Annotated in this window: 13 protein-coding genes; 12 read left to right on the top strand and 1 reads right to left on the bottom strand. The window is 39.5% G+C overall.

Going from position 1 to position 14180, the window contains the following annotated elements; all coding sequences use genetic code 11:
* Positions 1-177 precede the first annotated feature (177 nt).
* The 12 genes from miaB to AB1498_13295 all read left to right on the top strand — a co-directional run bounded on the left by miaB (position 178) and on the right by AB1498_13295 (position 13739).
* Positions 178-1506, top strand: coding sequence for a tRNA (N6-isopentenyl adenosine(37)-C2)-methylthiotransferase MiaB (gene miaB, locus AB1498_13350; GenBank protein ID MEW6089277.1), 1329 nt, complete (start codon positions 178-180; stop codon positions 1504-1506).
* 11 nt (positions 1507-1517) lie between these two features.
* A complete protein-coding gene (hslU, locus tag AB1498_13345) occupies positions 1518-2921 on the top strand; it encodes an ATP-dependent protease ATPase subunit HslU (protein ID MEW6089276.1) in 1404 nt (467 codons plus the stop codon).
* A 97-nt stretch (positions 2922-3018) separates the two neighbouring features.
* Positions 3019-3873 (top strand): acetylglutamate kinase, encoded by an 855-nt coding sequence (gene argB / locus AB1498_13340; GenBank protein MEW6089275.1) that lies wholly within the window; start codon positions 3019-3021, stop codon positions 3871-3873.
* Positions 3870-5114: an aspartate aminotransferase family protein gene (locus AB1498_13335; protein MEW6089274.1), complete on the top strand. Its 1245-nt coding sequence runs from the start codon at positions 3870-3872 to the stop codon at positions 5112-5114. Before argB ends, AB1498_13335 begins: the two co-directional genes overlap by 4 nt.
* Positions 5111-6037 carry an ornithine carbamoyltransferase gene (gene argF / locus AB1498_13330; protein MEW6089273.1) on the top strand — a complete coding sequence of 309 codons (927 nt, stop codon included), beginning with the start codon at positions 5111-5113 and terminating at the stop codon, positions 6035-6037. Before AB1498_13335 ends, argF begins: the two co-directional genes overlap by 4 nt.
* Positions 6034-7236, top strand: coding sequence for an argininosuccinate synthase (locus tag AB1498_13325; GenBank protein ID MEW6089272.1), 1203 nt, complete (start codon positions 6034-6036; stop codon positions 7234-7236). The genes argF and AB1498_13325 overlap by 4 nt, the downstream gene beginning before the upstream one ends.
* Complete coding sequence (argH, locus tag AB1498_13320; protein MEW6089271.1) at positions 7229-8602, top strand: argininosuccinate lyase; 1374 nt, start codon at positions 7229-7231, stop codon at positions 8600-8602. The genes AB1498_13325 and argH overlap by 8 nt, the downstream gene beginning before the upstream one ends.
* Positions 8603-8607: 5 nt before the next feature.
* Positions 8608-9204 (top strand): bis(5'-nucleosyl)-tetraphosphatase (symmetrical) YqeK, encoded by a 597-nt coding sequence (gene yqeK / locus AB1498_13315; protein MEW6089270.1) that lies wholly within the window; start codon positions 8608-8610, stop codon positions 9202-9204.
* Between the two features lie 2 nt (positions 9205-9206).
* Entirely contained in the window at positions 9207-9554 is a 348-nt protein-coding gene (gene rsfS / locus AB1498_13310) for a ribosome silencing factor (protein MEW6089269.1), read from the top strand.
* Between the two features lie 2 nt (positions 9555-9556).
* Positions 9557-11251 carry an arginine--tRNA ligase gene (argS, locus tag AB1498_13305; protein MEW6089268.1) on the top strand — a complete coding sequence of 565 codons (1695 nt, stop codon included), beginning with the start codon at positions 9557-9559 and terminating at the stop codon, positions 11249-11251.
* Positions 11251-11799 carry an SPOR domain-containing protein gene (locus AB1498_13300; protein ID MEW6089267.1) on the top strand — a complete coding sequence of 183 codons (549 nt, stop codon included), beginning with the start codon at positions 11251-11253 and terminating at the stop codon, positions 11797-11799. The genes argS and AB1498_13300 overlap by 1 nt, the downstream gene beginning before the upstream one ends.
* 29 nt (positions 11800-11828) lie before the next feature.
* The gene (locus tag AB1498_13295) at positions 11829-13739 is read left to right on the top strand and encodes a DUF3160 domain-containing protein (protein ID MEW6089266.1); all 1911 of its coding nucleotides are present in this window, start codon (positions 11829-11831) and stop codon (positions 13737-13739) included.
* Positions 13740-13975: 236 nt separating this feature from the next.
* On the opposite strand, the gene AB1498_13290 is transcribed toward AB1498_13295, so the two are convergent.
* The coding region (locus tag AB1498_13290) for a hypothetical protein (GenBank protein MEW6089265.1) at positions 13976-14180 on the bottom strand (205 nt) is incomplete at its 5' end.

The raw sequence follows: 14180 nt of genomic DNA, 5'->3' as shown, positions 1-14180 counted from the left end.
ATAATGAAAAACATAAAACTTTCAGGCAAAAAGTTTTTCATTTTAGAGATTCTTTTTCTCATGATTCACTTATGGTTTTGCCAAATATTTTAAAATTGGCAGCTTAAATTTGCCAAACTCAAGTTATTTAAATTAAATTTTGAAAATAAGCCTGTTTTATGATAAAATGTATTTTTTATGACAACTGCAAATAATAATAATCTGCAATTTTTTATTGAAACCTTCGGGTGCCAGATGAACGAGGCGGATTCCGGGAAATTAAGGGTATTGCTGTCCCGGAAAGGGTTTAATCCCGCGGGTAATTATAAGGACGCGGATATTATTATAATGAATACGTGCAGTGTCAGGAAAAAAGCCGAGGAAACGGCGTATCAGCATTTGAATAACTTCCGGAGCCATAAAAAAAACAATCCTGGTAAAATTATTGCGTTTGGCGGGTGCATAGGGCAGGAAAAGAGCAAAGAACTTTTAAAAAAATTTCCGGGGCTCGACCTTGTTTTCGGGACTGAGACATTATTAAAAATTCCATCTCTTCTTGAAGATATCATAAAAAAACGAAAACGGGTTTATGACACGGAATGGGACGTGGAAAATAAAATCATAAATGAAAATATTCCATGGCTAAAAAACGGAAAGATTACAGGGTTTATTCCGATAAGCAGGGGATGCAGTAATTACTGTTCCTATTGTATTGTACCGTTTACAAGGGGCGCGGAAAAAAACCGACCGTTTGGCTCTGTGATGAAAGAAGCCGGGGATGCCGTGAAAAACGGAATAAAAGAGATTACTCTCCTGGGCCAGAATGTTAATTCGTATTACGACAATGGTAAAAAATTCAGGGACCTCTTGGAGGAGTTGAATAAAATTGAGGGGTTAAAGAGAATAAGGTTCTTGACATCGCACCCCCGGGATCTAAGCGAGGGAGATATTCAGACTATTAATGAATGCTCAAAGGTGTGCGAGCATTATCATCTGCCCCTCCAGTCGGCTTCTGACCGGGTTTTAAAACTTATGAACCGCGGGTATACCATAGCGGAATATGATAAAAAGATTGATTATATAAGAAAATTGAGACCGTACGCGTCGGTCACTACCGATATTATTATAGGTTTTCCCGGTGAAACTGAAAAGGATTTTGAAGATACATTAAACTATATGAGAAAAACTGAATTTGATTCAGCCTTTAGTTTTATGTATTCAAAAAGGCCTAATACGAAGGCATTGGAATTGGAAGACTCTATTACGGAAACTGTTAAGAAAAAAAGGTTGAAAGATATAATTGACATGCAGGAAAATATATCGAGACGCGTGAATGAAAAACTTTTAAACAAAATAACAAGTGTTTTGATTGAAGGCGTTTGTAAAAATGAAAAACAAAAATTGTTCGGCAAAACAAGGACAGGAAAACCGGTTGTTTTCAGCGGGAACGGTGGTTTAATCGGACAGGAAGTTGCTATAAAAATAGTAAAAACCGGGCCTCACACATTAGCGGGCGAAATAGTTTAACAGGAGAAAAAATGGAATCTTTAACACCAAAAGAAATTGTGGCGGAATTAGATAAATATATAATCGGGCAGACCAAGGCCAAAATGTCAGTGGCTGTTGCCTTGAGAAACCGCTGGAGGAGGCAAAACCTCCCGCCTGATTTAAAAGATGAGGTTACGCCGAAAAACATTATTATGGTAGGGCCCACAGGCGTGGGGAAGACAGAGATAGCGAGAAGGCTTGCCAGATTGGTTAAGGCGCCTTTTTTAAAAATCGAAGCTTCCAAATTCACCGAAGTGGGGTATGTGGGCAGGGATGTGGAATCAATGGTCAGGGACCTTGCCGATATATCGGTTAAAATGGTCCGTGATGAGAAGACGGAGGAAGTCCGGAAACACGCCGAAGAAATGGTTGAAGAAAGGCTGCTTGATATTATTTTGCCGATGGAAAAAACAAAAGATGAACCGAATTTTCCCAAAGAGGGCCTGACAGTCACTGAAAAAGAAGAGAGGAACGCGCGGACAAGGGAAAAGCTGAGGAATATTTTAAAAACAGGTGAATTGGAAGAAAGGGAAATTGAAATCGACGCGAAGGATTCCCTTATGCCGATGATAGAAATTTTCTCATCATCGGGTATTGAAGAAGTCGGTATGCAGATTCACAGCGCCCTGGGTAACCTTTTCCCGAAAAAATCCAAAAAACGCCGGATGAATGTGGCGAACGCAAGAAAATTTTTATTTCAGGAGGAGGTCCATAAACTTATAGATATGGATGAAGTTATTTTAGAAGCGCTGAAACGTGTTGAAGATACAGGGATTATTTTTCTCGACGAGATAGATAAAATCGCGGGCCGTGAGGCGGGCAGGGGCCCGGATGTTTCAAGGGAAGGCGTCCAGCGTGATTTACTGCCGATAATTGAGGGTTCGACGGTCGCGACAAAATACGGTATGGTAAAAACAGACCATATACTTTTTATTGCCGCCGGGGCATTTAATGTGAGTAAACCGTCGGACCTTATACCGGAACTCCAGGGGAGGTTTCCGCTCAGGGTTAAATTGAATTCGCTTTCAAAAGAAGATTTTCTTCGTATTTTGACAGAACCCAAGAACGCCCTGATAAAACAGTATATCGAATTGCTGAAGACAGAAAATATTGAAGTGAGTTTTAAAAAAGACAGCATAGAAAAGATTGCGTCCGTGGCAATGGAGCTGAATGAGAAAACCGAAGATATCGGCGCAAGAAGATTATACGCTCTCATGGAAAAATTGCTGGAAACAATATCCTTTGAGGCGCCGGATATGAAGATGAATAAAATAATCATTGACAAAAATTATGTGAAAAAAATGCTCGATCCGGATGAGATAGTAAGAAATGAAGAATTGAAGCGAAAATGGAAAGTCGGGTTTGAAGAGAAAAGGCAAGAGGAGAATTTATGAACCCCGCCCTTCCTAAAATTTGAATTTAACGGACGGTTGGATATAATTTGCTGTTTTAGAAACTAAGAAATTTATTTTGATAGAAAGGAGGGGCTGGGTGAAAGAATTAATAGAAAAAGCAAATATTTTGATGGAGGCGCTGCCATATATCAAGAAGTTTTACGGTAAAACGATTGTGATTAAATACGGCGGGAGCGCGATGACAAACAAAGAACTGAAAAAACTTGTTTGCCTGGACATAATTTTAATGAAATATGTAGGTATAAGTCCCGTGGTAATCCATGGGGGAGGAAAAGAAATATCGGAATTGATGATTAAACTCGGCAAACAGCCTGAATTTGTCAACGGCCAGAGGGTGACGGACTCAGAGACTGTAAAAATCGTTGAAATGGTCCTTTCGGGAACGATAAATAAGGAGCTTGTCGGGATTATCAATAATCACGGCGGGAACGCTGTGGGGTTAAGCGGCAAGGACGGGAACCTTATTGTCGCGAAAAAACTTAAAAATAAAAAGCCGCCTGCCGGCGATTTTTTAGGTGAGGTAAAAAAAATAAACCCTGAAGTTATAAATCTTTTGGACGAAAAGGGTTTTATACCGGTAATTTCATCTGTAGGGATGGGGGAAGACGGTTTTACTTATAATATAAACGCTGATCTTGCGGCGGGTGAAATCGCGGCCGCCCTTGGAGCGGAGAAACTGATACTTTTGACAGATACACCGGGTGTCCTGGATAAAGAGGGGAATTTAATTCCTCACCTGGACCAGGCCAAAATAAAAAAATTAATCAAGTCCGGTGTGATACAGGGCGGAATGATGCCGAAAATCGGCGCCGGTTTAAAGGCTTTAAACGCGGGTGTTAAAAAAGTGCATATTATTGACGGAAAAATCGAGCATTCCATTTTATTGGAAATTATGACGGACAAGGGTGTGGGAACGGAGATAGTAAAATGAAAAGTCAAAAGTTAAAAGTCAAAAGTCAAAATGGCGGTATCCTTCGGATAAAAGATAAAATAATCAAACAGGAAGAAAAATATATTTGCCAGACTTATAAAAGGTTTCCTGTTGTTTTTGAAAAAGGCGAGGGGTGTTATCTTTGGGACAGCGAAGGAAAAAAGTACCTGGACCTTGTAGCGGGATTGGCGGTAAACGCCCTGGGGTACGCGCATCCCCGGGTGGTAAAGGCGATAAACAGGCAGGCCAGGAGATTAATTCATACCTCAAATTTATATTATACCGAACCGATGGTTGATCTCGCGAAATTGTTGATTAAGAATAGTTTCAGGGGCAAATGTTTTTTTTGCAACAGCGGGGCCGAGGCAAACGAAGCGGCGATTAAATTGACACGGCTTTACAGTAAAACAAGATTTTCCCCGGACAGGTATGAAATTATTACATTTGATAATTCTTTTCACGGGAGGACACTTGCCACAGTTACGGCTACAGGGCAAAAAAAATATCAGGAGGGTTTTGAACCTTTAATGCCGGGATTTGTGACTATTCCTTTCGGTAATCTTCCGGCGCTAAAAGCGGCTGTGAAACCTTCGACATGCGCCATCATGACCGAAATAATTCAGGCGGAAGGAGGCATAAACGAGGCGGATGTTTCGTTCTGGCAGGGAGTCCGGGAGATAGTAAAAAAAGAAAAGATGATTTTGATTGTTGATGAAATACAAACAGGTATGGGGCGGACAGGAAAGTTATTCGCTTACCAGCATTATGGTTTAGAACCTGACATTATTACTTTAGCTAAAGCGCTGGCTAACGGCCTGCCCATAGGGGCCATGATTGCCAGGAAGAAAATCGCTGAAACGTTTAAACCCGGCCATCACGCTTCAACATTCGGGGGAAATCCTCTTGTTACCCAGGCGGCGTTAACGGTTTTAAAGACAATCTATAAAGAAAATATAATTGAAAAAGTAATATCCAGTGGGATTTATTTTCAGGAAAAATTATCAGGCTTAAAAAATAAATATAAATTTATCGCAAAAATAAAAGGGAAAGGTTTATTAATCGGAGTGGAATTGACTGCCGACGGCCAGGATGTAGTCCAGAAATGCCTTGAAAGAGGTTTGATTATTAATTGTTTAAAAAATAATGTCCTGAGGTTTGTTCCGCCCTTGATTATTACAAAAGAAGAAATTGATGCAGCTGTAAAAATACTAGATGAGGTGTTTTCGGAGATAAAACAATGAAGAAAGATTTAATTAATTTAAAAGATTTAAGCACGAAAGAGATAAACGGCCTCTTTGATCTGGCTTTTAAAATTAAAAAAAACAGGAAAAAATATAATCATGATTTAAGCGGAAAAACATTGGGTTTGCTTTTTTCAAAACCTTCAACAAGAACGCGTGTTTCTTTTGATGTTGCGATGAACCAGCTGGGGGGAGACACAATTTTCCTCCGTTCTGAAGAAGTCCAGCTTAAAAGAGGAGAAACACTGGCGGACACGGCCAAAGTATTATCGCGTTATCTGGACGGCCTTGTCATCCGGACATTTTCCCACGGGGAAGTGGAAATTTTAGCGGGGGAATCCAGTATTCCTGTTATTAACGGGTTAACGGACAAATATCATCCTTGCCAGGCACTGGCGGATTATTTTACCCTGATCGAGCATGGAAAGGACCTCAAAAAAATTAAATTTGCGTATATAGGCGACGGTAATAATGTTTGTCATTCTCTGATGCAGGGCTCTGCGAAATTGGGTGTTGAGATGTGGGTGGCGGTACCCGGGGGATTTGAGCCCGACAAGGACATTTTATGCGAGGTAAGTTGTGAAGCAGATAAAAATGGGGCAAAAATACTTCTGACTGATTTGCCTCAAGAGGCCGCGAAAAATGCCGATTGTATCTATACGGATGTATGGGTGAGTATGGGCCAGGAAGGTTCAGAAAACAAAAAGATTGAGAAGTTCAAAGGGTTCCAGATAAACAGGAATTTAGTCTCGCTTGCTAAAAAAGATTGCGTGATTATGCATTGCCTTCCGGCGCACAGGGAGGTTGAGATTACAAGTGAAGTATTGGACAGTCCGAATTCAATTGTATGGGACCAGGCGGAAAACAGGCTTCATCTGCAAAAGGCAGTTCTTTTGACATTGATGGGGGATAAAAAAATATGATAAAGAAGATCGTTGTCGCGTACTCCGGGGGCCTGGACACCTCGGTTATTGTTCATTGGTTAAAAAACAAATATAAATGTGAGATAATCGCTTTTTCTGCCGATATCGGACAGGGAGAGGACCTTGGACCGTTAAAGAAAAAGGCGATACAGACGGGCGCGAGCAGGATATATATAGAAGACCTGAAAAAAGAATTTGCGGAGGATTACATTTTGCCCGCGGTGTATGCCAATGCGGTATATGAAGGCAATTATTTTATGGCTACGGCCCTGAGCCGGCCGTTGATCGCAAAACACCTGGTTAATATCGCGTTAAAAGAAAAGGCGGATGCTGTTGCTCACGGCTGTACAGGGAAAGGGAATGACCAGGTCCGTTTGGAACTGGCTGTGATGAATCTTGCGCCCCGGTTAAAAATCCTCGCCCCGCTCCGGGATTGGGAAATGAAGTCACGCGAGGAAGAGATGGAATATGCCAAAAAACATAAAATTCCAGTAAAAGCGACAAAAAAATCCCCGTACAGTATTGACAAAAATATCTGGGGAGTAAGTATTGAATGCGGCCTCCTGGAAGACCCGTGGAAGGCCCCGCCTGAGAACGCCTATCAGATGACGAAATCCCCCCGGGAAGCTTCCAGTAAACCGTTGGAAATCGAGATAGATTTTGATTCCGGAATGCCCGTAAAAATAAACAATAAAAAATACCGGTTAGCTGATTTGATTGAAAAATTAAACTTAACGGGCGGGGAACACGGGATTGGCCGGACGGATATGGTTGAAAACCGTCTTGTTGGAATTAAATCACGGGAGATTTATGAGGCACCCGGCGCCATGATTATAAATATAAGCCACAGGGCGCTTGAAAGTTTGACCCTGGACAGGGAATTGCTTCATTTTAAAGACCAGCTGGTAACAAAATACAGCGAACTCATTTATTTTGGACAGTGGTTTACTCCGCTGCGTGAGGCGCTTGGTGAATTTATGAAGAAGACACAGAAATATGTCACAGGGACCGTCCGGTTAAGATTATATAAGGGAAATTGTGAAGTTATTGGACGCAAGTCTTTGTATTCATTGTATAAAAAAGATTTAGCAACTTATGAACAGGGTGACCTTTTTGACCACAGGGCTTCTGAAGGGTTTGTTAAGCTCTTCGGGCTTCCCGGTAAGATTACAGGGATGAGGGACAAAAATAATGGCTGATATTTTGCGAAGTAAAAGGTTTCAAAAGGAAATAAATAATTTGACCAGGGATTTTCTTGAATCAGTATCTTTTGATAAAAGGCTTGCAAAATATGATATTGCAGGGAGTATCGCGCATGTCACGATGCTTGCAAAATGCAAAGTAATTTCAAAAGACGATGCCGGCAAAATAATCAAAGGATTGGAGGAAATCGGGAAAGAAATAGCAGAAGGAAAATTTAATTTCAGGAAAGACATGGAGGACATCCATTTTAATGTTGAATCGCGGCTGAAAGATAAAATAGGCCCGGCAGCCGGTAAACTTCACACGGCAAGGAGCAGGAATGACCAGGTCATATTGGATTTACGGCTGTTTTTACGTGATGAAGTAAAATTGCAGATTTTGCAGATTAAAAAACTGCAAAGCATTTTATTGAATATCGCTGAAAAAAATGTTGACCTGATAATGCCGGGATACACGCACCTGCAGCACGCCCAGCCCGTATCGCTTGCCCATCATTTACTGGCGTATTTTTTCATGTTCAAACGGGACAGGGAAAGACTTTCGGAAAATCTTGCAAGAATAAATATCCTGCCGCTGGGTTCCGCGGCTTTAGCGGGGACAACATTCCCGATTGACAGAAGTTTGACAGCGAAACTTCTTGATTTCCCTAAAATAGCCGAAAACAGCATGGACGCGGTTTCAGACCGGGATTTTGCCATTGAATATCTGTTTAACGCGTCTCTTTTAATAATGCACCTCAGCAGGTTAAGCGAGGAATTAATTTTGTGGTCAAGCCAGGAATTTGGGTTTATTGAGATTGATGATGAATTTACAACCGGAAGCAGTATAATGCCTCAAAAGAAAAACCCGGATGTTTGTGAACTTGTCCGGGGGAAAACCGGAAGAGTTTACGGGAATTTGCTTTCAATGCTTTCAATAATGAAATCCCTGCCGATGACCTATAACAGGGATTTGCAGGAAGATAAAGAGGCTGTTTTTGATTCAGTTGATACTTTAAAAAATTGTCTTGAAGTTTATACCGCGATGCTTCCAAAAATAAAATTTAATGAGAAAAAAATGATCCAGGCAGCGTCATTTGGATTTCTTGAAGCTACGGAAATAGCCGATTATCTAGTCAAAAAAGGCCTGCCGTTCAGGGACGCGCACAAAATAACTTCTGGAATTGTCCGTTATTGCATTGATAAAAAAATAAGGTTTTTAGACCTGGATTTTAAAGTGTTCCAATCATTCAGCAGCTTGTTTAAAGATGATATTTATGAACATGTTACCTTAATCCAATCGGTTGACAGTAAAAAGTCTTTTGGAGGGACTTCATTTGAAAATATCAGGGAAACTATCAGAAAAGAAAAAGGAAGGCTTTAAAAATAATGGGTCTCAGTATAGATACAATATTAGGTAAACTCCGGAAGATTCAGGACAGGGAATTATTCACACATTCAAAGGCCACAAGCCGGATGGCGGTCCGTCTGGCTGAAAATCTAGTCAAAAATAAACCATCCTTAAGAATTGACATAAATAAAGTTGAAATAGCTTCGCTCCTTCATGACTGGGCAAAAGGATTTTCTGAAGAAAAGCTTTTGGATTTAACTGAAAAATATAATATTGAAGCGGGTGATTTTGAATTGAAAAATACATATTTACTGCATGGTTTTGTCGGCGCGGCGGTTATAGAAAATGAGCTGGGGATAAGAGATAAAAGTATCCTGAGCGCGGTTAAATATCATACAACGGGCAGGAACAATATGAGTATTTTCGATAAAATAATTTTTGTGGCTGACCATATTGAAGATAACCGTGACTACCGTATGGTAGATGAAATAAGGAGCATCGCGTTTGATGACTTTGACCAGGCGGTTATAATGGTTATTGAAAACAAAATATTTTACGTGTTGAAGAAAAGACTGTTGCTTCATCCAAAAACAATTTCTTTTTGGAATGCGGCTGTAAAAGAACTAAGGAGGTAAAATTGGCGCGCCCGAAAAAAGATTCAACAGAGTATTATGTCTCAAAAATAAAAAAAATAATTGAAGGCAAAAAAGGCTATGATGTTGTTACTCTTGACATGAAAGGTTTTTCTTTTACTGATTATTTTGTAATCGCGAGCGGAGAAACAGAAAGGCAGTTAAACGCGATTGCGGATGAAATAATAATTAAACTTGATGAAGACGGAAAGACACATCATCACCGCGAGGGAAAACCTGATTCAAAATGGATTTTACTCGACTTTGGAGACATTGTTATCCATCTGTTTGAAGAAAAAGTCAGAAAATATTTTAACCTTGAAAGGCTTTGGTATGAAGCTGTAAAGGAATAGTGATGCGCGAAAAAATTAAAAAAGACCTCGTCCAGAAAATAAGAGACGCTGTCGATAAATATATTTCAGAAGAAAATTTAAATTTGACAGCGGTCCCCCATATAATTTTAGAATCCCCGAAGGACAAGGCACACGGCGATTTTGCGGCCAATATCGCGATGCAGTTGTCCAAGCAGTTGAGGCTCCCCCCCCGCATTATAGCCGAGTCACTCCTGAAATATTTCGACCCTGGTTGTTCATGGATAAAAAAGAAAGAAATAGCAGGCCCCGGGTTTATTAATTTTTATCTTCATGATTCCTGGCTTTTTGAAATAATACCGGAGGTTATAAAGAAGAAAAAGAAATACGGTTCTTCCGGTATGGGAGTAAATGAAAAAATAATGGTGGAGTTTGTAAGCGCTAACCCCACGGGGCCTTTGCATGTCGGGCATGGCCGCGGGGCCGTAGTCGGTGATGTATTGGCAAATATCCTGTCTTTCGCGGGTTTTAATGTCTCAAGGGAATTTTACATAAATGACGCCGGTAACCAGATGGAATTACTGGGGCTTTCGTCATGGATAAGATACCAGGAGCTTTGCGGGGAAGAAATAAAATTTCCCGACAATGGTTACAAAGGTGATTACATAAAAGATATAGCAAAGGGGTTATTTGCTAAATATAAAGATAAATATAGACGCCGCGGGAAAGACGAAAATCCAGGCAAGACGGAACTTTTAAAATTTTCCGGATTCACCGGGAATTACATTTTAAAAAACATTAAAAATGACCTTATAAAGTTTGGAGTGAAATTTGATAACTGGTTTAAAGAAAAATCTCTCCATGAATCGGGCCAGGTGGAAAGCGCGATTGAGGAACTGAATAAAAAAGGCTATATATACGAGAAAGAAGGCGCCCTCTGGTTTAAATCGACCGCATTCGGAGATGATAAAGACCGTGTTGTTATCACTAAAGAAAAAAGGCCGACATATCTTGCCGCGGACATCGCGTACCACAAGAATAAATATGAAAGAGGTTTTAAAAAATTAATTGATATCTGGGGTGCCGACCATCATGGATATGTTGACAGGATGAAAGCTGTTGTTGAGGCTTTTGGTTACGCGTATGATTCACTGGACATTATTCTGATACAACTGGTGTCACTTTTGCGAAATGGTGAACCTGTTTCCATGTCTAAAAGAGACGCTGAATTTGTTGCCCTAAAAGAAGTAATAGATGAAGTAGGGTGCGATGTCTCAAGGTATTTCTTTTTAATGAGGAGCTGTGACAGGGACCTGGAATTTGATTTGGAACTCGCAAAAAAAGAATCGATGGAAAATCCCGTTTATTATGTGCAATACGCGTATGCGCGCATATCAAGTATTTTAAGGTCGATGAAAACACAGGGAATAAAATTGGCGCCGCTCTATAAAGTTGATTTTAATGAATTAAAGGAGGAGCCTGAAATAGAATTGGTAAAAAAGCTCGCTTATTTCCCCGGCCTTATTGCTGAATGCGCCACGGCGCATGAACCTCATCATTTAACGAAATATCTCCAGGAACTGGCGGGTATATTTCATGGCTATTACAAAAAACATAAAGTGCTTATGCCTGATAAAAAAGAAAAAATGCAGGCAAGGCTGTATTTGGTAAAATCGGTCAGGCAGGTCATTGAAAACGGTCTTGAACTTATGGGAATCTCTCTTCCCGAAAAAATGTAATGGAAAAACAGCGCCCTATTAAAGAAAACAGTAATTTATTTGGGAAAATCATTAATATACTGCTGATTATATCTATCTTTTTCGGTTTAGGGTATTGGTGCGGGAAAAATAACTATACTTACAAGACAATAATTGATCTTCTTTCTTCAGAAAAACAAAAATTAAAAAAGACAGATAAACCGAAATATGAAGAAGAAAGTCCTGAAACATTGACATTCCACAAAAGTTTAAAAAATGATGATAATATCTTATTGCCGTCTGAAAAATTAAAAACGGTTGAAAAAGCAAATAAAAAAGAAGAGAAACCCGTATTAAAACCCTTCACATTGCAATTAGCGTCATTCAGAAAAGAAAATTTTGCGAGGGACTATATTAAGAAATTAAATGCGGTCGGCCTCCAGCCTTATGTTAAAAAAATTGATTTGAAAAAACAGGGTGTCTGGTATAGGGTTTTCTTTGGGGAGTATGAATCAAAAGAGGCCGCAATGGAATATGCCGGCCAGAACCTGAAACCGCTTAATATTTATTTCATTGCAGTAGAAAAGTAATTGTAAATTTATGTGAGGGATTTATTATAATGAGAACTGCAAATTTTGTAATATGCCTGTTATTGATCGGTTTAAGCAGATATTTTGCGGCGGATAACGGGTTTGAAAAATTAAACAAGGACCATATAGAATCTTTTCGTTTCAGCCAGAAAGAAATAGATTTTTTAAAAACAAATGGTTTTGTTATTATAAGCAAGCATGAACCTGCCGGTAATTTTAATGATGTATATCAATATAATTTAGACCATGGAATACCGAATTATGTGACAATTGACTCCATCCTTAATACCACCTCAAAAATTATCCATAAATATTTATGGTTTGTTGAAACAGAGCATTTATACCCGGATACAGTATTGTTAACAAAGGCCCTTTATCAAAAATCATTAGAATATTATAAAGATATCAAAAACCCGTTGTTAAAAAAGGCCGCGCTGGACAATGTTTGTTTTTTTGCGGTTGCGCTGGCCCTGGATGATGAAAATATTTCCCTGCTCCCGGAGATTAAAAGCAAAGTAGCGGCGGAAATTGAGCTTATAAAAAATGCCCGCGGGATAAACAAATCGCCGGTATTCCAGGTCAACGATGATTATTCTCTGTACGCGCCGGGAGGTTATTACAGGGATTCAGAACATTTAAGAAAATATTACAAGATAATCGAATGGTTTAACGGGAAAGGCTTCACTCTTGAAACGGATATCAGCAGGGAATTGAAATCTTCGAATATTTTGCATAATGCAAGATGCTCGCTTTTGATTTATCTTGCGATTAACGAGGGTAAAACGAACAGAGATAAGACAAAAGATATGTGGGCGAAAATTAACCAGTTGTATTCTTTATTTTTTCAGCGGGACGGCAGGTATAATTATAATGATTATGACAATGTATGTTTTAAAATATTCGGCGGGCCGGTTTCAATAATCCAGCTGGAACAAGACAGTTTGATTGAAAAATTTTTGTTTGAATTGAAAACTTACCGTAAATACAGCATCAAGTCTTTGCCGTCACAATATGTTTTCCTTAACGGGCGGGTGTTTTTTAATAAATACTTATTGTCTATTCAAAAGGAGCCGGTTGATTTTTCGGAAGTGATGAAGAATTTTTTTGACCTTGACGGGGTAAATAAGGCAAATGCGGATATGATTAAAATAATTAAAAGCATGGATGAAAATTACTGGTGGACAAGCCTGGAAATCAGGAAAAAAACTTGGGACGGCATTTTTGCCTCGTTTAAATCAAATGGCCCTTTGGGAGTTAATGACAGCTTGTGGAATAAAAGAATATATTTTACATCGCTTGGCGCGTGGATTGATATGACGGGATACAAATTGGCAGGGATAAAGAGCGCTGTCAGAATGGGAAACATAAAATCGGGTGACATAAAATATACCCGCGGTTTTATAGACCCTTACCCGGAAATATACCGCGCAGAAAAAGAGGCGGTAAAAATGCTGCTAAACAAACTGGCTCCATATAAGTATTTGACGGAGAAAGCGGAAGATAATCTGAATGAATATATATCACTGCTCGAGTTTCTGGCAAAACTCGCGGAAAAAGAGATTGAGGCGAAAAACCCGATTAATGCGGAAGAATACCGGGTAATCTGGAAAATAGGTTACAAATTGAAAGAATTGTCAGCACTTCCCGATAAACATGAAAAGGCATTATTTTATGAAACTGAACAGACCCTCGCACAGATTGTGTTAATGGGTGAGAACACGCAAAAACAAAATATCGAAGCCGGGCTCGGGAAGCCTCTTTTTATGTATGTTTTAATTCCCGATGGACCGGGTTACGCCGTTTCATGCGGGCCTGTATATTCATACTACGAATTTTTGCTGCCGCCGGGCAAAACTATAGATGACGATGATTGGACGGAATTGCTGTCACAGCGCTCCCCGGTGTTTCCTTCATGGATTAAAGATATGATATTTGAATGAAGCTTAAAAATTTAAAATAAGCAAAATTTTGGGAGGATATAGGAGGATATAGGGGACGCCTATAAGAAAGTAAGTCAAGAGAAATATTTGTCCCTATAGCAAAGATGTTTTCTTGCTTACGGTCTCCACCCCATATATTTACCCATTTTTAATTTGTTTATAAAAACATGAATTCAAAAAAGTTTTTTCTTTATCATTATTCCTAACACGCCTATTTGAGCACTCTGTTTCTGATATTATTTTATCAGAAATCGGGCTACGATAAATTCTAGGAATAGAGAGATGGCTAATCGTTCATATGAACTATTTTGAATCCTAGCCCAAGTTCCGCAGTTTGAAAGGAGAAAGAAGATTTTTTTAGGTAAGTTGCTCAAGAAAAGCTTAATACGGCGAAGGCGAATTACAAAGAAACGAATGTAGTGCAGACCACCCTCTTGAAAA

The organism is bacterium, assembly GCA_040754625.1.
Lineage (GTDB): Bacteria > JACRDZ01 > JAQUKH01 > JAQUKH01 > JAQUKH01 > JAQUKH01.
This window is presented reverse-complemented; position numbering and strand designations above follow the sequence as displayed.

What these genes read in the sequence shown, in the direction of transcription:
- miaB (MEW6089277.1), top strand. Translation starts at nt 178, where the DNA reads ATGACAACTGCAAATAATAATAATCTGCAATTTTTTATTGAAACCTTC.
- hslU (MEW6089276.1), top strand. Translation starts at nt 1,518, where the DNA reads ATGGAATCTTTAACACCAAAAGAAATTGTGGCGGAATTAGATAAATAT.
- AB1498_13335 (MEW6089274.1), top strand. Translation starts at nt 3,870, where the DNA reads ATGAAAAGTCAAAAGTTAAAAGTCAAAAGTCAAAATGGCGGTATCCTT.
- argF (MEW6089273.1), top strand. Translation starts at nt 5,111, where the DNA reads ATGAAGAAAGATTTAATTAATTTAAAAGATTTAAGCACGAAAGAGATA.
- AB1498_13325 (MEW6089272.1), top strand. Translation starts at nt 6,034, where the DNA reads ATGATAAAGAAGATCGTTGTCGCGTACTCCGGGGGCCTGGACACCTCG.
- argH (MEW6089271.1), top strand. Translation starts at nt 7,229, where the DNA reads ATGGCTGATATTTTGCGAAGTAAAAGGTTTCAAAAGGAAATAAATAAT.
- yqeK (MEW6089270.1), top strand. Translation starts at nt 8,608, where the DNA reads ATGGGTCTCAGTATAGATACAATATTAGGTAAACTCCGGAAGATTCAG.
- argS (MEW6089268.1), top strand. Translation starts at nt 9,557, where the DNA reads ATGCGCGAAAAAATTAAAAAAGACCTCGTCCAGAAAATAAGAGACGCT.
- AB1498_13300 (MEW6089267.1), top strand. Translation starts at nt 11,251, where the DNA reads ATGGAAAAACAGCGCCCTATTAAAGAAAACAGTAATTTATTTGGGAAA.
- AB1498_13295 (MEW6089266.1), top strand. Translation starts at nt 11,829, where the DNA reads ATGAGAACTGCAAATTTTGTAATATGCCTGTTATTGATCGGTTTAAGC.